Annotated in this window: 22 protein-coding genes; 3 read left to right on the top strand and 19 right to left on the bottom strand. The window is 42.0% G+C overall.

All coding sequences use genetic code 11. The annotated features are described in order from the left end of the window. Positions 1–12 precede the first annotated feature (12 nt). Positions 13–543, bottom strand: coding sequence for a fimbrial protein (locus tag AC4IFO_RS17565; RefSeq protein WP_490736327.1), 531 nt, complete (start codon positions 541–543; stop codon positions 13–15). Between the two features lie 630 nt (positions 544–1,173). On the opposite strand from AC4IFO_RS17565, the gene AC4IFO_RS17560 reads away from it, so the two are divergent. Continuing rightward, on the top strand, positions 1,174–1,581 hold the full coding sequence (locus AC4IFO_RS17560) for a DUF2628 domain-containing protein (RefSeq protein WP_490736325.1): 408 nt from the start codon (positions 1,174–1,176) through the stop codon (positions 1,579–1,581). 100 nt (positions 1,582–1,681) lie between these two features. Then, entirely contained in the window at positions 1,682–2,056 is a 375-nt protein-coding gene (locus AC4IFO_RS17555; RefSeq protein ID WP_490736323.1) for a DnaJ family domain-containing protein, read from the top strand. Between the two features lie 2 nt (positions 2,057–2,058). On the opposite strand, the gene AC4IFO_RS17550 is transcribed toward AC4IFO_RS17555, so the two are convergent. The 18 genes from AC4IFO_RS17550 to AC4IFO_RS17465 all read right to left on the bottom strand — a co-directional run bounded on the left by AC4IFO_RS17550 (position 2,059) and on the right by AC4IFO_RS17465 (position 17,256). Next, positions 2,059–2,760, bottom strand: a complete 702-nt coding sequence (locus tag AC4IFO_RS17550; RefSeq protein ID WP_490736321.1) for a helix-turn-helix transcriptional regulator — start codon at positions 2,758–2,760, stop codon at positions 2,059–2,061. A 254-nt stretch (positions 2,761–3,014) separates the two neighbouring features. After that, entirely contained in the window at positions 3,015–3,350 is a 336-nt protein-coding gene (locus AC4IFO_RS17545; RefSeq protein WP_490736319.1) for a tRNA-binding protein, read from the bottom strand. A 193-nt stretch (positions 3,351–3,543) separates the two neighbouring features. Next, positions 3,544–3,870: a DMT family transporter gene (locus tag AC4IFO_RS17540; protein ID WP_206083448.1), complete on the bottom strand. Its 327-nt coding sequence runs from the start codon at positions 3,868–3,870 to the stop codon at positions 3,544–3,546. A 22-nt stretch (positions 3,871–3,892) separates the two neighbouring features. Next, positions 3,893–4,318 carry a DMT family transporter gene (locus tag AC4IFO_RS17535; RefSeq protein ID WP_374446614.1) on the bottom strand — a complete coding sequence of 142 codons (426 nt, stop codon included), beginning with the start codon at positions 4,316–4,318 and terminating at the stop codon, positions 3,893–3,895. A 53-nt stretch (positions 4,319–4,371) separates the two neighbouring features. Beyond that, the gene (locus AC4IFO_RS17530) at positions 4,372–5,061 is read right to left on the bottom strand and encodes a hypothetical protein (RefSeq protein ID WP_490736317.1); all 690 of its coding nucleotides are present in this window, start codon (positions 5,059–5,061) and stop codon (positions 4,372–4,374) included. Between the two features lie 14 nt (positions 5,062–5,075). Beyond that, positions 5,076–5,720 (bottom strand): phosphate propanoyltransferase, encoded by a 645-nt coding sequence (locus tag AC4IFO_RS17525; protein WP_490736315.1) that lies wholly within the window; start codon positions 5,718–5,720, stop codon positions 5,076–5,078. Continuing rightward, entirely contained in the window at positions 5,717–6,133 is a 417-nt protein-coding gene (locus AC4IFO_RS17520) for a BMC domain-containing protein (RefSeq protein WP_490736313.1), read from the bottom strand. The genes AC4IFO_RS17525 and AC4IFO_RS17520 overlap by 4 nt, the downstream gene beginning before the upstream one ends. A gap of 13 nt (positions 6,134–6,146) precedes the next feature. Next, positions 6,147–7,097, bottom strand: a complete 951-nt coding sequence (gene cutD / locus AC4IFO_RS17515) for a choline TMA-lyase-activating enzyme (RefSeq protein WP_490736311.1) — start codon at positions 7,095–7,097, stop codon at positions 6,147–6,149. Between the two features lie 77 nt (positions 7,098–7,174). Further along, positions 7,175–10,606: a choline trimethylamine-lyase gene (gene cutC, locus AC4IFO_RS17510; protein ID WP_490736309.1), complete on the bottom strand. Its 3,432-nt coding sequence runs from the start codon at positions 10,604–10,606 to the stop codon at positions 7,175–7,177. Positions 10,607–10,665: 59 nt separating this feature from the next. Next, positions 10,666–11,796, bottom strand: a complete 1,131-nt coding sequence (locus tag AC4IFO_RS17505; protein WP_490736307.1) for a 1-propanol dehydrogenase PduQ — start codon at positions 11,794–11,796, stop codon at positions 10,666–10,668. 8 nt (positions 11,797–11,804) lie between these two features. Then, positions 11,805–12,062, bottom strand: coding sequence for a EutN/CcmL family microcompartment protein (locus tag AC4IFO_RS17500; protein WP_047757248.1), 258 nt, complete (start codon positions 12,060–12,062; stop codon positions 11,805–11,807). 26 nt (positions 12,063–12,088) lie between these two features. Continuing rightward, positions 12,089–13,702 (bottom strand): acetaldehyde dehydrogenase (acetylating), encoded by a 1,614-nt coding sequence (locus AC4IFO_RS17495; protein WP_490736305.1) that lies wholly within the window; start codon positions 13,700–13,702, stop codon positions 12,089–12,091. A gap of 69 nt (positions 13,703–13,771) precedes the next feature. Beyond that, positions 13,772–14,050, bottom strand: a complete 279-nt coding sequence (locus AC4IFO_RS17490) for a BMC domain-containing protein (RefSeq protein ID WP_006658501.1) — start codon at positions 14,048–14,050, stop codon at positions 13,772–13,774. Positions 14,051–14,064: 14 nt separating this feature from the next. Next, entirely contained in the window at positions 14,065–14,349 is a 285-nt protein-coding gene (locus tag AC4IFO_RS17485) for a BMC domain-containing protein (protein ID WP_042845468.1), read from the bottom strand. A 20-nt stretch (positions 14,350–14,369) separates the two neighbouring features. Further along, positions 14,370–14,648 carry a BMC domain-containing protein gene (locus tag AC4IFO_RS17480; protein WP_004249182.1) on the bottom strand — a complete coding sequence of 93 codons (279 nt, stop codon included), beginning with the start codon at positions 14,646–14,648 and terminating at the stop codon, positions 14,370–14,372. Positions 14,649–15,252: 604 nt separating this feature from the next. Further along, the gene (locus AC4IFO_RS17475; protein ID WP_490736302.1) at positions 15,253–15,771 is read right to left on the bottom strand and encodes a FidL-like protein; all 519 of its coding nucleotides are present in this window, start codon (positions 15,769–15,771) and stop codon (positions 15,253–15,255) included. Next, complete coding sequence (locus tag AC4IFO_RS17470) at positions 15,768–16,625, bottom strand: winged helix-turn-helix domain-containing protein (protein ID WP_490736300.1); 858 nt, start codon at positions 16,623–16,625, stop codon at positions 15,768–15,770. The genes AC4IFO_RS17475 and AC4IFO_RS17470 overlap by 4 nt, the downstream gene beginning before the upstream one ends. Positions 16,626–16,683: 58 nt before the next feature. Next, positions 16,684–17,256 carry a TetR/AcrR family transcriptional regulator gene (locus tag AC4IFO_RS17465; protein ID WP_273802833.1) on the bottom strand — a complete coding sequence of 191 codons (573 nt, stop codon included), beginning with the start codon at positions 17,254–17,256 and terminating at the stop codon, positions 16,684–16,686. Positions 17,257–17,570: 314 nt separating this feature from the next. Between AC4IFO_RS17465 and AC4IFO_RS17460 the strand changes: the two genes are divergently transcribed. Continuing rightward, complete coding sequence (locus AC4IFO_RS17460; RefSeq protein WP_490736297.1) at positions 17,571–18,131, top strand: NADPH-dependent FMN reductase; 561 nt, start codon at positions 17,571–17,573, stop codon at positions 18,129–18,131. Positions 18,132–18,685 lie beyond the last annotated feature (554 nt).

Raw genomic sequence — 18,685 nt, 5'->3', positions numbered from 1 at the left:
ATAATTGAGATCTTATTCGTAGCTTAATACATAATTTGCTACAGAGCTGATGCTACCTGAAGTTGCTTTACCTGTTGATTCCGCTTGAGCAGATAAAATAATTGTTGTTTCAGATGCTTTCAGTGTTTGAGTTAAAATATCGCCTGGTTTAATTGTGTTTCCTGAATTATCAAAGAATGCAACTGCAACGTTATCTGCGCTACCTGCATTTGACCATAATGTAGCTTTAGTTGCATCTGGCTGGCCATTAAATTCAATTTTTACTTTAGAGTATGGAGAGCCCGCAGTACCTGAATCTAATTGGCAATCTTGTAATTTTAATTCGAAAGTATTTAATGGACCTGTTTTACCTGCGGTTGATAAATTAGCTGCTGAAATACTTCCTAACTGAACTTCTTTATTAACATCAGAAGGAGCAATCGTACAAGCACCACTATTTACTGTTCCTTTAAATGTAATTTTACCAGAACCTGCATCCGCAGCCATTGCAGAAATAGAAGTAGTTGTTAATGCTAAGCATAGTGCGATTAAAGTTTTATTCATTTTATATACCTTGTATTAATATTTAAAAGTTATTTAATTAAAAAATTTATCTGTTGTTGGGAACGAGGCAAATATTATCCATAAAGTGCGTACGCGGATATATCTAAAGTATGTATTCAGCTTGAAGAATGTAACTAAATATATTTAAATAACCCATTGATTTAAATGAAAATTAAAAAATTTAAAAAATTCGTCATCGCGATAACCGATAATAACCCCTGCCAAACGCAGACTAAAAAACCAAAAAACAAAATTAAATCAACATTAAATTCCAACCATTCCGATATAGGCAACAAAACACACGACAGGAGTAAAATATCAGTAAAATATATTTTAAATACGCCAAATTGGTGTTTTTGAGATATTTATTTACAACCATTCACTGAATTGAAATGAATTTATAGCGTCGAATTATCAGTGGTATAAAAAAACAAACACAATAACTTGATTTTAAAAGAAAAAAATCTCCCCTCATATACATCAATTTTACAATTCCTTCTTAATAAAAGAAACGCACAAAGTAAGAATAATCTATAAATCAATAATTTAAGATTTTTTCTCTCCTGCTTATTGCAGTTTTAACGGTATTATTTGCATTGTGGATTTATTTAAAACAGTAAGGGATAAAAAATGGAACAAAAACAATATTCTAGTAAATGGCAAAAGCGCTTTGATTTCTTTGATACTCACGGAGCACCTGATACACCAGAATTTAAAGCTGCATTAAAAGCAGAGTCTTTCGGTGGACGACTTCTAATTAGTATGAACTTTTTTGCCTTTTTCTTTGGCATTATTTATTTTTTAATTTTAGGTTTATGGAAAAAAGGTTTAGTCCTGTTAGGCATTTCCATTGGCTTAGGTCTAGTGCTTAATATTATCGATTTTATGATTGGCGGTACCATCCCTAATGGAGCATATACTGGGCTATCTGTTGGTATCTCAGCACTTTGGGCGATGATCGCTAACTACGCTTATTATATAAAAGAAACCAAAGGGCTAGATGGCTGGAACCCGTTTGAAGGGATCCGCATGGTGTAACTTTCTGCCCACCAAAATCAGTCGCTCACCTAGCGACTGATTTTACTCTTCGACTCTACCCGCTATAATAATCTCCTCACATCACAACGTTGTTACGATAATGTCGATTATTGATCTCTGGGTTGAACGCCATATTCAGGAATCCTTAAATAAAGGGGAATTGTCACAACTTAATGGCGAAGGCAAACCGCTGCATCTTGAAGATGACAGTTTAGTTCCTCCCGAGTTAAGGGCGGGATACCGCTTATTAAAGAATTCGGGGTATTTACCTGCTGAGTTGCAGCAAAGAAAGGATGCGCTAACACTTAGCCATATGCTTCAAGGGCTATCAGTTGACGACCCGAATTATGCCAATGTGAGTAAGCAGCTCGCACTACTTGAATTAAAATTAAGGCAAGCTGGCGTCAATACTGATTTTTTACAGGGTGAGTATTCTCAGGCGATTTCGACACACATGGCACAGACTGAGAAATAACTTTAACGGGATATTGCCATTTGTGTTCGGTATTCAAGCGGGGTTTTGCCATAGTATTTTTTAAATGCATGGCTAAATGCAGAATGAGAATCATAGCCAACACAGAGGCCTATTGTTTCTATACTGCTGTTGGTGAGCAGCAAACTCCCCGCAGCTTCCATCCTTTTTTGCTGGATAAATTGCATCGCCGTTAAATCTGTTACGGCCTTAACTCTCCGTTGTAACGTACTAACTGACATACAAAAAGCCAATGCCATATCTTCACAACTAATGGGCAAGTGCAGCCGTGTTTCAACCCATTGAGAAACCGCATCAATCCACTGACTTTCAGGTTTTAATTGCGCCAACAGTAAACGCGCCACGGCAAAATTATTTTCAGGTGCTTGAGGAAAGCTTTGTAGCCAATGAAGTAAACCCATTGCTGATGGCGTAAGTGTAAATTGGGTCATTTTTTCGTCTAGCGCCCACTGCGCAGTGGCTGGCATTTCCAGAACGTAGTTTTGATTACCATCTTGGCCACTAAACGCATGGCTCACACTTGGCGGGATCACGATACCCTTTCCTGCATCTAATTGAAAATGCTGCCGATGCATATTGATTTCCATTTGCCCTGATAACGACAATACGACTTGCCACTGCCCATCATGTTGATGAGAAATGACTTCGTCAGAATATTGCCGAAAATGCAGCTCAGGTAATCGCAAAGGAAACACTCCCACTGATACAGATAGTCGCAGTATAACCTTTTTACCTATAAATGGCAGTGATGCCAATATGGCATCACTTGAGAATTCAAATAAATATAACGAAAAGTTATATCAAATTAAATGCTCTAAATAGTTCGTGCTGTAGCAAAGCGGCAAGAAAATGAGATCCTAGGAGCATACAAAAGTATGTGACTAGGGTAACTTTGTGTAGCCAACACCGCTACAGTGCGAAATATGACGAGCATTGAGCATTAGGCAAGTAAAGCGCCATTTGGAAGAGGCAAATTAAATTCAGCAAGGACAATAGCCCCCGTTTCATCAGGCGCCCCTGTGATTAATACTTCAGATTTGATGCCTGCTATACGTTTTACTTCAAAGTTACAAACGCAAAGAATACGCTTGCCGATTAGGCTTTCAGGGGTGTAATTGACGGTAATTTGTGCGCTAGAGCGTTTAATACCCAGCTCCCCAAGATCAACTTCCATCACATACGCGGGTTTCTTGGCCTTACTGTTTAGCTCTGCACTAATAATAGTACCAACACGCATTTCAACACGGGTAAAATCATCCCACTCAATAATTTGCATACTCTTCATTCCTAAACTAAATCATTATTAGTCACTAAATTAGCATAGGCCACGCAGAAGATATTATCGCCAAACAATCATTTTATATTGCGAAAAATTCAGCGACCTCAGATGATTTGCAAAAAATAACCCTCAACAGAAAAACAGTTGAGGGCAAACAATGAACGAGATAAAGAGCAAAATAAAATAAGACTTACATCGTCGAGAAAGTATTCATAATTATCCCACCGGAGATAATTAACCCCATCGCAAATACCGCAGGAAAATCGGGTTTTTGTTTATATAAAATCATGGAAACTAATGTCACACCGACAATACCAAATCCACACCATAATGAATAAGCCACTCCGACTGGGATATACCCCATTGCGCGGGTCAATGCGAAATAACATAAACAGTAGGCGATGATCACTAAAATAGACGGACCGAGTTTGCTGAAGCTATTGGTTTTTTTAATCATTGAGGTTCCGGTTATTTCAGAACCAATCGAAAGTGCTAGCCATAAAAATCCAGTAAACATAATCTTTCCCCTTAAATTTTAATTAATGAACGGCTTTATTATTGGTGGATAATAATGACTCTTTCGTTTCTTTATTGGGTGCTTCGGCTTCTTCTTCATCCGCGCCCATTTTAGAGAACAGATTCATGATCACAATCCCACTTGCGATAACCGCCATACCAATCATTGCTGCCGTATCAGGATGTTGCCCATAAAACAACATGCCAAGTGTGGATACCATAAGGATCCCTGTACCTGACCATGTTGCGTAAGCCAAGCCTACAGGGATATATTTAACCGCTCGGGAAAGTGAGTAATAACAGATAACATACAATACAACGATCAGTGCTAATAATAAGGATTTTGTAGTACCTTCACTATTATCAAACATTTTCAATGTAGAGGTTGCTGAGGTTTCTGAAATAATAACCGCCAGCATCCAAAGCCATGATTTTGCTTTAGGGGACATAGATAATACTCCTACAATAAATAGACAAATTAGATTAAATTAATTTTGATATTTTATTTCTTTAAAGATTTCAAATAATCGATAGCTGAATCTGTTAATTTATTATCATTCGCAATATACCCTCCAGGGTTTTTCATTACTTCATTTAAAGTAATATAGCGACTTTCGTAGTGGTTATTTTTAGGCTCTGTAATTTGATTAACATTATTTTTTAAAAGCTTATTTTCAATTTCATTGAATGTATTAAATTGCACGCCCAACGAAATAAGCTTCGTCATATTTTCTTTAATCAAGTTGTTATAGTGTTTATTTTTATCTAAACCTAAAATTTGGCTGAGTTCACTTTCAGGGCAACAATGGTGTTTTAATGCCAATACAGGAATATTTTGAGCAAGGGCATGCAAGACCAGCTGGCTTTCCTCACTGGTAAACAAGCCATTTGCCACTTCCCCTACCACTTTGGCATCAATAAAAGGCAAAAATACGCTGTGATAACGTCCTAATGCATTTAGCTGTAACGTATTTTTATCAAACATTGTTCCCAGCGTTGCCCACTGTTTAAAATACGGTGTTGAGGGCATTAAATCCGTAGCGTAGAGTGAAAAAGAAACCGATGAAAATTGCGTTAGTCTTTGATAAATCGCCTGTTGGTAGCCCTCTACTGGGGATAACACTACAAGAACGCGTTGATTTAACTGCCGTACAATTTGCTCAACTATCTGCTCAATCTGTTTTTCGTTCACCTTGCCACCATCCCTTAACCAACAATAAATACGCTGTCATTATTGCGCAGACCCGCAGCGTTGGCTTCGTCAGTATCAATATGAAATTCAAGGGAAAAGCGCTCATCCACACGGACAACAACTTCATCAAACACTAAGCGGCGCTCACCTTCCGTGCGAATATTGACCTTTTGCCCATTCACCACGTTTAACGCTCTGGCATCCATCGTGTTCATATGAATATGACGCTGCGCGCAAATCACTTGAGATTCAAGGTTTGCATGCCCTGCAGGGCCAATTAATAATGCGCTGCCAGAATCCGTTAAATCACCAGACTCCCTCACTGGCGCTTTAATTCCTAAGGCAAAGCAATCCGCTTTTGAGACCTCTAACTGGCTTTTTGGGCGTACAGGACCTAAAACTCTAACCTTACTAATTGAGCCTTTTGGCCCAACCACCATCACGCACTCCTTCGCCGCAAACTGCCCAGGCTGCTTGAGATCCTTAAACGGCGTGAGTTGATAACCTTGACCAAATAAGGCTTCGACATCCTGTTGCGAAAGGTGTACATGGCGGTTAGAAACGCCCACAGGGATCGCAATCGCAGGTTGCATTCCACTTGCAGGGTTGTAAGTTGAAAGGCGAGATAAAATTTTGCCCATCAATTGCTCATTCATCATGATTTTTTACCTTTACGCAGGTCATTTTTGGGCTCTTTAACGCTATTTTCCGTCACTTCTGGTTCAGCTTTTTCCTCGGTAACCAAATTTTCTTTTGGTTTTTCAGCTTGTTCGGCGCTTTTTTCTAACTCGCCTTTTTTGCTTTTTACTGTTAATAATTTTGTAATCACACTTTCTTCAGGGCGCGCAATCACCAGTGAGCCTACGCATAATTGGCTATTGCTAATTACCGCAATACCGTGGTCGACGGCGGTACGTACTGCACTGATTTCCCCTTGAAAACAAACAGAAACCAGGCCAGAACCAATTTTCCGATAACCGACAATCTCAACACTCGCCGCTTTACACGCCGCATCCGCAGCCTGTATTGCGGATGTCAGTCCCCGAGTTTCAATCACACCTAAACTTTTCATCTGTCTCTCCTACTTAGTGACGAACCAGTCGAATATCAAAATCAAACTGTTTAAAGAACGCTTCTAATTGGTCAAGCTCTTCTGCGCTATAGGTTGGGTCTTGCTTCACTGGGTAAATCATGTCCAGTTTGTCGTATTTACCGCGTCCCAACTGGTGATAAGGTAGAATATCGATACGTTTTACATTGCCGCGTTTGGCTAATTCCATCGCGTATTCAATGGCACCCGTGATGGCATCGTACGAATCGTTATACCCACGAACCAAAGGCATCCGCACCACCACGTTTGCACCTAATTCAATAAGTCTTTCAAGGTTTTGGCGTACATTTTCGTTACCAATACCAAAGATACTTTTATGCTGTGCGCTATCGATATGTTTGATGTCATACAAAAACAAATCAACAACTTGGGCGAGCTTTTCATAGTTGGCTAATGATGTTGTCCCTTGGGTTTCTACCGCGGTATTAATCATCATTTTTTTGCATTCACGCAGTAGCTCAACCGCAAAATCAGTTTGCAGACTCATTTCCCCGCCACCAATCGTGACGCCACCACCAGAAGAAATATAAAAATCATAATCTTGCATAATGATTTCCATCATTTCCGCGACCGTGACATCTTTGCCCATAATGTCTAACGCACCGCCAATGCACACTTCTTCACATTTACGGCAGCCAATACAATCAATGCTACGATTTACACGGTGAATTTGTTCACCCTGCTCATTGGTTGTTTTGTAATGAATACCGGTAGGGCAAACATCCACACACTTACCGCAATTGACGCATTTATCGTGGGAAAACATCACTTGAAATTGGCTACTTAACCCTTCAGGGTTTGCACACCATAGACAACGAATATTGCACCCTTTAAGGAAGATCAGCGTGCGAATACCATCGCCGTCATAAATGGAATATTTTTGGATATTAAATATCCGACCTTTAATATCTGCCGCGCTCATCATTGCACCTCAAAATATGGCAAAACTTATTGTTTTTATTCTGAAATGGCAGGTATGTCACCATACCTGCCGATATCGATTTAGAACTTCTCAATCACGGTACGGCTAATAATTTCATCTTGAACTTCTTTACAGAGTTCGACGAAGTAAGCGCTGTAACCTGCAACTCGAACGATTAAATCACGATATTTTTCAGGTTCTTGCTGTGCTTTTTTCAGCATTTCATTGTCGACATAACTAAATTGCATTTGGCCATTACCTAAAATAGAAGCGGTTCTGAGTAAGGTAATTAAGCCGTGGCGACCTTCTGGTGTATCCAACAAGCCTTTTAAGAACTTGAAGTTATGCACCATACCGATGTTCATTGTTTCCACATTCATTTTACTGATGGATTTTATGATGGCGGTTGGGCCTTGTTTGTCTGCACCTTGTGTTGGGCTGATACCATCGGATAGTGGCATCCACGCCAAACGACCATTGGCACTCGCGGCAGTCAATTCCCCGATTGGGGTATTATTCGAAATCGACAAAGTTCCGTGGCTGAATGTGGAGTACAACATGTCGTATTTACGGCACTCACGCTCTGTCCACTCCGTAATATCCAGTGCATATTGGTCAACATAGTTGTCATCGTTACCAAATTTCGGCGCATTTAAGCAGTCACGACGCAGTTCTTCATAGCCTTCAAAGTTAGCTAATAAGCCATCACGCACTTGCTCAAGGGTGTAACGTTTATCTTCATAAACCAGTTTGCGAATGGCGGCGAGGGAATCGACGTAAGTCGCAAGGCCAGAGAAAATCAAACCTGGGCCGTGGTTAACCATCGCACCACCTGCCGCAACGTCTTTACCTTTTTCCATACAGCCTTCCACCAGCAAGGACATTAATGGTTTTGGCGCAACATCACGGTGTACACGCTGGCTAATCACCGTACCAACAGCGGATAAACGGACGATATGGGCGATTTGTTGTTTCACCGCGCGGTCAAAGTCTTCGAAGGTTCTCAAATCACGCAGGTCACCCGTATCTAAACCTTGGTAGCTATCAAATAGCACCATGCGACCACGGTTTAAGACAAACTCAATAGCGATTGGCCACTGGGTATAACCTGTTGATGTCCATTGATAAATTCGGCCTGATTTTTGTGGTTCAACGCAGCCCATCAAGCAGTAGTCACGCGCATCTTCAAAATCAAAGCCTTTACGCAGCATCATTTTGATATGGGAATCATCGAAGTGGCAGGCAGGGAAGCCCATACCGGCTTTAACCACATCGACAATTTTTTCCATGTATTTCTGTGGTGATTGGTTATGGATACGGCAAGCCAGTGATGGTTGGTATACTTTAACAAAGCGCACTGCATCCATAATTAAGTAGGTCAGGTCATTACACGCATCACCGCCTGAGCGTTTTTGCCCGCCCACGGTTAAGTTGATAAACGGCTGGTAACCCGCAAAATATTTCGCCCCTAACTCACTGGACATCCACATTAATTCAGCACATTTGATGATAAACGCCTGCATCATTTCCAGTGCTTGCTCTTGTGTTAAGCGGCCTGTTTTGATGTCGTTTTCATACATCGGTAAGCAATATTGATCGAGGCGCCCTAAAGACAGGCCCGTTTGGTTTTCCTCGATTTCAAACAGAGACTCCACCGTCCAAATGCTTTGCAATGCTTCTTGTAAGGTCACTGGTGGGTTGGCAGGCACATTTTCATTCACTTGCGCGATAGTCAGTAACTCTTCACGACGTTTTGCGTCCGTTTCTTTTGCGGCTAATTCACGTGCATGCTCTGCGATACGGTGTGCGTAAGCCACAACGCCTTCACAAGTTTCAATAGACGCTTTATAGAAATAGATACGGTCGATATCATCCGGGTTTTCCATGCTGAGCTCGGCCAGTTTCGCCTGTGCATCTGCTTTAATCCCATTCATACCTTTAGTGAATAATAAGACGTCGTAGCCTGGGCAAGTATCGCCCCCACCGTTGATTTGGTGATAGGACAAGTCACTGACAAACGTTTCGCCACTAAACTCCCACACACCTGCCTCACGGTATTGCGCCTCACAGATTTCATCTAATGAGCGGCCTTCCCAGAACGGTGCGATATCTTCACGAATGACTTTTTTGTCTTCTTCAGAGATAACAAATGGGTCTTGTGGGCGCGTGCTCATGGTGTCGAGTTCTTCGACCACCCAGCGCCATGCGATATCTGGGGAGAATGCACCTGCACGCGGTTTTCCACATGGATGCCCAACAATTAACTCTTCCGGTTGGATTAAGATTGGTGCGGTTTCACATGCGCGGCGAAACGCTTTTGCGCGCAGTAAAATCGGCGGTAAACCTGGGTTATTTTTGACAACGTCAGTAAAGGCTAAAGCGCGGTAGATAGAGACGCTTGGACGCGCTTCCAAATAGCGATTACGCAGGCGTTGTAAACGTGGGGTCAGCCCTTCCATGACTTTAAATTCTGTCTCAGCTTGTGCAGACGGTGCAACATAACTGGCATTCGGTGCAGAATATTGCGGTTGCGTACTGGCTTGACCACAATATAAGCGAACTTTTAACCCATTATTGACGGCCATGATATTCTCATGAGCCGATAACATCATGGAGGATAATTCGTTAATGCATACGCGAGGGTCGGTTAAATACACACCGCCTTTTAATGCATCAAACATTGGGTAACCATCCACCACTTTTGTCGAGCGCACTTCAGAAAGCTCCGCCAATTTCAGCCATAAACTTTCAACCACTTCATACGCTTGGGCTGGTGTTAAACGGCCTTGCTCGATGTCTCGTTGGTAGAATGGGTAAACCGCTTTGTCGAAGCCCATTGGGTTAACTGCATAGCTACCATTTTCCAGATGCAAAATAAGCTGCAATAAATAGAACGCTTGGCAAGCCTCTTTAAAGGTTTGTGCTGGTTTAGCTGGGACATTACGTAAAATTGCTGCGCTTTCTTGCAGTTCTAAACGGCGGTATTGGTTTGATTCCACCGCAGCCATGCTTTCCGCTTTCGATGCAAGGGATTGCGCAAAATGAATAGCCGCATCACAGGCATAAATTGCGGCACGGCAGTTATTTGCCTCATCAATACTATTGCGGCTGACCGCGCTACCAATGTTTCTTACGCGGTTTTCTAATTGAGATTTAATTTCTAAAAAACCGATGTTCAGTACCGCTAAATAGTCAGGGGCATCAACGGTGCTGTCCCCCGCTAAAAAGGTGTAAATACTGTTGCTGTGAATTTCGTTTTCAGTGAAGAAAATCGCGCCACGTGGTGTGGAGGATTGGCTACCAATAATCAATTCATCTTGCGCGATAAACGCAGGGAAATGGCGAATAAATTCATAAAAACGTTGAGCAGGTTTAATTGCCTGCGGCGCACCCGAAAGTTGGTTTTCCAGTGCTTCTAAAATGTTGGCACGTTCAGTAATAATTGAGCTATTGCGGGCACTTAAGCGTTCAGCCAGCATTTTTACGCGTGGGGTCAGAGCATATTTAGTCATGTTAGCCTATCCTGATGTTCGTTTTAGTTTGTTGTTCATCACCTAACAGCTTATTGCTGTTAAAAAGATTGCCGATATAGCGTTTCAAGTTGCACTTGGTTCACATCCCGTGGATTGGTCGGAGTGCAACTATCACGCAGTGCTTGCCCCACCATTTCCCCTAAACGGGCGTTAAAATCGGTTTCATTAATGCCTGTTGCTTGAATGCCTTTTGGCATATTCATTTCATCTTTCAATACGTTGATTGCCATAATCAGGCTTTCAACGCCTTCACGTACGTTAGAAGCAGGTAAATTCAAATTCTTCGCAAGGTGCGCATAGCGCTTCGCCGCATCGGTATCACAACGTCCTTCTAACTCGGCATTAAATGCCACTACATGTGCCATCAATAGTGCATTGGCACGGCCGTGTGGAATGTGAAACACACCGCCTAATGCGTGAGCTAAACTGTGCGTGATCCCTAAAGAAGCATTGGTAAATGCCATTCCTGCAATACAAGAAGCGTTATGCATTTTTTCGCGAGCAAGCAAGTTGCCCCCTTCGCGGTAGCAGTCAATCAAATGACCGAAAACCAGTTGTACGGCTTTTTCCGCTAGCGCATCAGAGAAATCAGATGCGGTATTGGAAACATATGCTTCTAATGCATGGCAAAGCACATCCATACCGGTATCTGCGGTAATCGAAGCGGGGACGGATTTCACTAAAACAGGGTCGAGGATCGCCACATCGGGCAACATAAACTCATCCACTAACACCAGTTTTTCAGAGTGAGACTTAATCACTGAAAAACTGGTTACTTCAGAGCCTGTTCCGCTAGTTGTTGGGATGGCAATAAACTGCGGTTTTGCCCGATTGGCGTCATTTTTCGTGTGCCATAAGGAGTAAATAATCGCTTTCGCCGCATCAATCACAGAGCCGCCACCCAGCGCAATCACCACATCGGGATATTGCACATCCATGACTTTCATGCCTTTTACGATGGCTGAAATATCAGGGTCTGGCAGGACATCGTCATACATTGAAAACGCAATGCCTGAGTGTGTTAACCGACGAGTGACTTCCTCTGCTAAGCCAAACTTCACCATGGCTTTATCGGTCACGATAAAGGCCTGCTGAGCTTGCATCGTTGAGATGAAATCCAGTGCGTTAGCACCAAATTGCACTCGCGGTTTAATGAGAAACTGGTTCATGCTGTTGTTTACTCCTTGGTATAAACCTTTTCGACAATGGCAACCACTGACATGGCTTTGTATTTGTCTTTGTTCAACGCGAAATACGCTTCGGCTAACACAATGTCGTTGATACCAGCGCCAACGCTGTCTACCGCGACATACGTTCGGTCTTTCAACGGTTCAAGGTCATCCCCTAGCGCAGCAACCATCAATAAATTGCTTCCGCTAAGTTCTTGGCATTTTTGCGTTGCGACAACATGTCCGATTACTTTTGCCAAAATCATGGTTTATACCGCCTTATTTCAATGAGTTACTTATTTAGGCGACCGAGAACGGCCTTGATGATTTGCTCAACATTTTCCTCAGTGATATCACCTTGGGAAACCACCGCTTCCGTGATGGCCGCCGTACTAAAACGGTTGTCTGCGGTGTTAGAAACAGGTGCAGAAGCCGTCACTGGCTGGCGAAAACGGTCATCATCTAAAATGCTAATTTGCGATTGATTTACTGCTGTTGAAACCGCAGGCTGAGCAACTGAGCACGGTTGTGCTGGCTGTCTTAAATCATCAATAGAGCGCACGCCATAACCTACTTTACGAATGTTCAACAAGTTCATTGGCCCGACGTTATCTGAACTCGAACCACCGCCCACTGCACCGCAACCTAAGGTTAATGCAGGTGTAATATTGGTCGTAGCCCCAATACCACCCAGTGCCGCAGGGGTATTAATTAAAATACGGTTAACCGGTTTTTCGAGGGAGAACTGGCGGATCACATCTTCGTTTTGCGTGTGGATCACCAGTGTGTGGCCTAAACCTTCGTTGGTCAGTAAGTCCACCACACGATGGCAGGCTGATTGCCAATCCTCTTCGATATACATCCCTAAGATTGGGCACAATTTTTCACGCGAATAGGGGTTTTTCGGTGAAACGGTATCTTGTAACGCAATGAGCACACGAGTATTTGCAGGTACGCTAAACCCTGCGCGTTGGCTTAAAGTAATGGCATCTTTCCCAACCACTTCAGGGTTGATGGTGCCATTTGCCCGCAATAACATTGACGCCATGCGCTTCGCTTCGTCTTCATTCATAAAGTAAGCGCCTTGCGCTAACAGCTCACGGTGCACTTCGTTATAAATACAACGTTCGACGATAATTGATTGCTCAGACGCACAAATCACCCCGTTATCAAACGTTTTACTGGTGATAATGTCATTCACGGCTTGTTTGATATTGGCACTGCGCTCAATAAAGGCAGGGCCATTACCCGGACCGCCACTGATTGTTGGCGTACCCGATGCATAGGCTGCACGCACCATGCCCTCCCCGCCAGTCGCTAAAATTAAGGAAACATCTTTGCTGTGCATCAGCTCTTTGGTCGCTTCAAGGGTCAACATCGTGACGCCATCAACGATCCCGGCGGGTGCGCCAGCTTCTAATGCCGCTTTTTTAACGATGTCTAATGTGCGGAAACTACAGGCCTTGGCATTAGGATGCGGGGAGAAGACAATGGCGTTACCTGCTTTTAAGGCAATCAACGTTTTGTAGATGATGGTCGATGTCGGGTTTGTCGATGGCACCAGTGCCGTGATCACCCCTAATGGAACGCCTACATCCATGACTTTGTTGATTTTGTCATCATTAATGATGCCAACGGTTTTGAGATCTTTGATGTGTTCATAGACACGCATTGAAGCGAAGGTGTTTTTCAGGACTTTATCTTGCCACTTACCAAAACCTGTCTCTTCATTGGCCATTTTCGCCAGCTCTTCAGCGTGAAGGGCGGATTCAATAGCAATGTGTTTCACGATACTGTCGATTTTTTCCTGCGAAAATGTCGCAAAAACTTTCTGCGCTTGTTTCGCGTTTCTAACTAGCTCTCTTGCCAGTTGTCTGGATTGCAGATCTTTATCTAATGCAACCATGTCTTCCCCCGTATCGGAGTCAAAATTAACTAATTAACTTGTTGTTTTATTTACTTATCAGCCAACAACTTAGGCTTTGTGTTGCTGTGCAATTTTGCCGATATCGTTATGCGGTCTAGCAATCACACGTGATGTCACCACGGTGCCAACACGTTTTGCGGCTTCAACACCCGACTCAACAGCTGCGTTAACCGCACCGACGTCGCCTTTCACCATCGCAGTCACCAGCCCTGAGCCGACATTTTCATAGCCAATCAGTTCGACATTAGCGGCTTTACACATGGCATCAGCGGCTTCAATACAGGCCACTAAACCTTTGGTTTCGATTAATCCAAGCGCTTCTTTCATAAGTAATTTCCTTTTTATTCCGTGACTTTATACTGGGCGACGATTTTCTGAATATCGCTGTGAGGACGTGCAATCACCAGAGATGTCACAACAGTGCCAACACGAGAAGCTGATTCAACACCTGAATCAACCGCCGCTTTGACTGCACCAACATCCCCTTTCACCATTGCCGTCACTAAACCTGACCCAACATTTTCATAACCAATCAGCACAACATTTGCGGCTTTACACATTGAGTCAGCCGCTTCAATACATGCCACTAACCCTTGAGTTTCGATAAGACCTAATGCGTCACCCATGTTTTTTCCTCCGGAAAAAGTTATGCCTTATGTTTAATCACGATTTTGTTGATATCGTTATGTGGACGCGCAATGACTAGCGATGTCACGACTTCGCCAACACGCTGAGCAGATTCAACACCTGAATCAACCGCTGCTTTGACTGCGCCAACATCTCCTTTAACCATTGCGGTTACGAGGCCTGAACCGACATTTTCATAACCGATTAGCTCAACGTTTGCGGCTTTACACATCGCATCAGCCGCTTCGATGCAAGCTACCAGACCTTTAGTTTCGATAAGACCTAATGCATCACCCATTGTTGTTTCCTCCGAGAAGCCTTCTTCATTTTTCTTTACCGCGCTCTTTAAGTTGATGTGTCCGAATACATGTTTCTTGCAGAACCGAGGTAATCATTTACGCCAACAGTGTCTGCGCGGTGATTAATTGAACGCAGCCTTTGGCTTCAAATTCACTATAGAGGCGAAAAATAAAAACAAAATATAAATCCACAGCAAGGAGATACTTAGAATATTTGACTAGTAATTAGATTTGATAAGTCTTTAATTCACATAACTGTGCTAAAAAAACCAAAAATTCACGCATCCATCTGGTGAATAAAAAACAGTAAAAATAGATTACGGATTAATCGAGGGAGATTGTTAACAGGATATTATTAAGCTGATACCAAGGGGTAATTTACGCAATGATAACTGTGGGGCGGCTCACTGGTTTATAAGCTTTGCTCGCAAATAAAGATAGCCTTTTACATTACGGTACTTAGGCACTGAGCCAAGAAACTCACACTAAGATAGCCTGCCAATAACACGAAAGGTGCTTATCATTTCAATGGAAGTTAAAGGCAACTAGAAGGGAAAGAGATACAACAATAGGACGACTTTAATACTCTCGACAGGCATGTTGCTAATCAAATTTACTGCCAGGCTTTAATGTGCAGATATAGAGTGGGGAGCTAATTGAACTTAATAACAGCGCTTTGTCATTGAGCTTTTGGGCGTTAAGAAATAAGCCATCATGGCTATCAGACATTTCCCGCATAAAGTAGTCAAAAATCACATCGGGGGATTCATCAATGGAAGAGGCACTCGATTCCCATTGACTAATATTATAATGGCGCTCCGTTGGTGACACGCGTTTGGTCGTATAATTAAATTTCACATAGCGCTGTAAATATAACCATCCTGCTTTAGAGTCTGTATAACCCTCAACAACAATAGACCCTTTTCCATTCGCCCCAAAATTGAAGTGAATATTGCCATTGACGTTTTCGTCTTTCATATTTTCAAAACGCATAATCCCTTTGGTAGAACAAACCATTAAGCCATCTTGCTTATTAGCAAATAAAACGGATTGCGTATAAATCACCACCACAATAAAAAGCAAAGCACTCAGTAAACATAATACTTTCCCAGATATTTTCATGATGGCTTCCAAGAATAATAAAAATAGTTATCACAGTAGCTAAAAGGATTATCTTCATTTACTGCGCAATGGGCTAAAAACACACGTCCTAATCCGTTGGTTTGTAATTTATCCCCATAGAAGAAAACAAATCGCTCTTTTTCTACACAGGTAAGATTTAGGTTCTTTCTCACCTTGTCAAAGTTTTGTACATAATTTTGCGCGACAGTGCCGTTAATCATTTTTTCATTTGAAAGCACATCGCAACCAGCATGTTCCAGCACCGTCATATTAATCGGTTGGGATGGCTGATTCGATAAATAAGCCATAACTAATAATAAGATAGAGCACAGCAAAAATGCACCACTGGCAAAATACCAGCACATTTCTCTTTTTGCTTTGGTGAATGGTTTGGGGGACTTAGGGGGTAGCGCAGCGTTGTTTTCTGGTTCAATTAACGGTGGCTCAATAACAGGCGATAATACAACTTCGGCGACATCTATCTCACCCAAGCTTTTAATAAATTCCGCGGGGTGCATTTTGGCATCATTCAAACGCTCTAACGTTACCTCTGAATTAAATTCCAATCGCCCTCTTGCCACCGTAATAATGATATTTTCAATACCATATTGGCGAAATGCTTTTCTTAATAAGCTCAAATATTGGTTTAGATTACTGTTGGATGAAACTAACCCATTATCATCCCACACGGCTTTTAATACATCGTCACGGGATACCACCCCCCTATTTTGGATAAAATAATAGAGTAGAGCATTGGCGGTAATAGACAATTGCGTATCCACCTCGTCGTCTTTCAAAGACAAAGTGCCATCAACTGCATCATATATAATGAAGGCATTGATTTTATATTTCACTGTCGCCCCATGTTTTTATTATATTAATGACGGTATTTTCGGTGTTTACTTATCCATATTAAGGCAGCTTTTCAAACGATATTTCTGTTAACCGACTGACAATAGCATCACGTTCCTGTTGTGATAGCGTTTCGCCCTCCGTTAACGATGATAACCATAGACCGTCCGCACCATAACGCACTAGCGCCCCTAAATAGCTGTTATCGAACTCATCACCTTTAGCTAAGTGGCCCAGCACCCAATCACGCCAGCATTTACGTAATACAGGCTCATTAGGCATGGCCAAAGACAATAACGCGAGCTGGAAACTTTCATCTGACTCTTTTAGCTCGCCAATATAGTGTAAATACGCGCGAGAAAAGCGCCCATATGTATTGGTATCATTTTCCATGATGAGGCTAATTCGCTCATCCATAATGCCCAGCAATTGCAGAAATAGCGCATGGATAAGCTCTTGTTTGCTCGGGAAATGGTGCATCAGCCCCCCTTTGCTGACACCCGCTTCCCGCGCGACCGCATTAAGCGATAATGCAGAAATGCCTTCCCTACCCGCAATAATACGAGCCGCTTTCAGTAGCTCCACTTGGAGTTTGATAGGGTCTTTTTTTCTGTGCTGCGCTGTTTTGTTCATGCAATGGATGATACCGACCAGTCGGTATGTTTCATTTTGACCAAAATCAAGTAACCCTGTTTTGTTCAAGGTTAAATCAAAATAGTGGAATGGGACTCACAATATCCATTTTAGATAAGCCATAAACCCATAATTAATTGATAATTTAAAATTATTTTGTATTTTGATTTTATTGTTTTGGCTGACTTTATATTTAACTTAGTTTTGCACCGATTCGAGTTATGATGTTTAATAATAGATGCAAAATAAAATTCTGACAAAGTGCAAATTATTTGTCACATTCGTCACCAACCGTCGATAGAAGAGGTTTTACCATGTCAAAACAATATAATATTGGTGTTATTGTGGGTAGCTTGCGTGCGGATTCTTACAACCTAATCGTCGCTAAAGCCATGACTAAGTTGTTCCCTGCAAATTTTTCATTCAAATTTATCAACATTGGCGACCTTCCTCTCTACAATCAAGATGCTGACCAAAATGTGCCTCCTGTCGTTGCCAATTTTAAATCCCAAATTAAAGCCTGTGACGGCATTATTTTTGCCACCCCTGAATATAATCGCTCTATCCCCGGTGTATTAAAAAATGCCATTGACCAAGGCTCTCGCCCTTGGGGTGATAACTCGTGGAATGCAATTCCTGCGGGGGTTTTAGGTGTTTCTATCGGTAATATCAGTACGGCAATTGCCCAGCAACACCTGCGCAACAGCCTTGCCTTTTTGAATATGCCAACGATGAACCAACCTGAATGTTACCTGAAATGGTATGACGGTATGGTGGATGAGCAAGGCCATATTTCACCGAAAAGCAAAGATTTCTTGCAACCGTGGGCGGATACCTTTGCTCAGTTTGTGAAACATAATGCTGTAAGTAAATAAGTTTATAGAGCCTCCCCGCTGGGTTGTAGAGCTTGGCGGGGATGTAATTACCTATCTGACCCTGGCAATTTAATCTCAATAGAAGCCTTAAGCAGCCGCCCCTATTAAGAGTATCATAATTACATATCAATATATTAACCCATACTAATGTAAATTTAAAAATTTAAATTCCGGATTGTATTATGAAAAGATCGTGTAGATTAGGGGCAAAACAAAAAAACCAGATTAACTCTATTAAATCAACAAATTAAAAAAAAACCGAACTAGAAACCTTTAGTTACATAGTTTATTTCTATGTACATTAGAACTTACTGGGCTCACCGTGTTTTAGTGTGTTTTTTGTTCGAGTATTATCCTGTTTCAGCTTATTTTTATTGGTTTTATTAGAGTTATATAGCGATATTTCAACCAGTTTACGCTAAGTCACTTATCCTAGGGAGATGCGTTAGTGGTACGTGTATTTACATCCCATTCATCAGCTTTTATTATCCTTTATACCAATCTTACCGTGCGCACTGGCTGAGATGACGGAAATTAATCGATAATTATGTCGA

The sequence above is a fragment of the Providencia sp. UF-224 genome, from assembly GCF_058245955.1.
Note: the sequence above shows the minus strand (reverse complement) of the source record. Positions and strands in the feature narration are given on the sequence as shown.

Coding starts and splice junctions, on each gene's coding strand:
- AC4IFO_RS17565 (WP_490736327.1), bottom strand. CDS start 543: ATGAATAAAACTTTAATCGCACTATGCTTAGCATTAACAACTACTTCT.
- AC4IFO_RS17560 (WP_490736325.1), top strand. CDS start 1,174: ATGGAACAAAAACAATATTCTAGTAAATGGCAAAAGCGCTTTGATTTC.
- AC4IFO_RS17555 (WP_490736323.1), top strand. CDS start 1,682: ATGTCGATTATTGATCTCTGGGTTGAACGCCATATTCAGGAATCCTTA.
- AC4IFO_RS17545 (WP_490736319.1), bottom strand. CDS start 3,350: ATGCAAATTATTGAGTGGGATGATTTTACCCGTGTTGAAATGCGTGTT.
- AC4IFO_RS17540 (WP_206083448.1), bottom strand. CDS start 3,870: ATGTTTACTGGATTTTTATGGCTAGCACTTTCGATTGGTTCTGAAATA.
- AC4IFO_RS17535 (WP_374446614.1), bottom strand. CDS start 4,318: ATGTCCCCTAAAGCAAAATCATGGCTTTGGATGCTGGCGGTTATTATT.
- AC4IFO_RS17525 (WP_490736315.1), bottom strand. CDS start 5,720: ATGATGAATGAGCAATTGATGGGCAAAATTTTATCTCGCCTTTCAACT.
- AC4IFO_RS17520 (WP_490736313.1), bottom strand. CDS start 6,133: ATGAAAAGTTTAGGTGTGATTGAAACTCGGGGACTGACATCCGCAATA.
- cutD (WP_490736311.1), bottom strand. CDS start 7,097: ATGATGAGCGCGGCAGATATTAAAGGTCGGATATTTAATATCCAAAAA.
- cutC (WP_490736309.1), bottom strand. CDS start 10,606: ATGACTAAATATGCTCTGACCCCACGCGTAAAAATGCTGGCTGAACGC.
- AC4IFO_RS17505 (WP_490736307.1), bottom strand. CDS start 11,796: ATGAACCAGTTTCTCATTAAACCGCGAGTGCAATTTGGTGCTAACGCA.
- AC4IFO_RS17500 (WP_047757248.1), bottom strand. CDS start 12,062: ATGATTTTGGCAAAAGTAATCGGACATGTTGTCGCAACGCAAAAATGC.
- AC4IFO_RS17495 (WP_490736305.1), bottom strand. CDS start 13,702: ATGGTTGCATTAGATAAAGATCTGCAATCCAGACAACTGGCAAGAGAG.
- AC4IFO_RS17490 (WP_006658501.1), bottom strand. CDS start 14,050: ATGAAAGAAGCGCTTGGATTAATCGAAACCAAAGGTTTAGTGGCCTGT.
- AC4IFO_RS17485 (WP_042845468.1), bottom strand. CDS start 14,349: ATGGGTGACGCATTAGGTCTTATCGAAACTCAAGGGTTAGTGGCATGT.
- AC4IFO_RS17480 (WP_004249182.1), bottom strand. CDS start 14,648: ATGGGTGATGCATTAGGTCTTATCGAAACTAAAGGTCTGGTAGCTTGC.
- AC4IFO_RS17475 (WP_490736302.1), bottom strand. CDS start 15,771: ATGAAAATATCTGGGAAAGTATTATGTTTACTGAGTGCTTTGCTTTTT.
- AC4IFO_RS17465 (WP_273802833.1), bottom strand. CDS start 17,256: ATGAACAAAACAGCGCAGCACAGAAAAAAAGACCCTATCAAACTCCAA.
- AC4IFO_RS17460 (WP_490736297.1), top strand. CDS start 17,571: ATGTCAAAACAATATAATATTGGTGTTATTGTGGGTAGCTTGCGTGCG.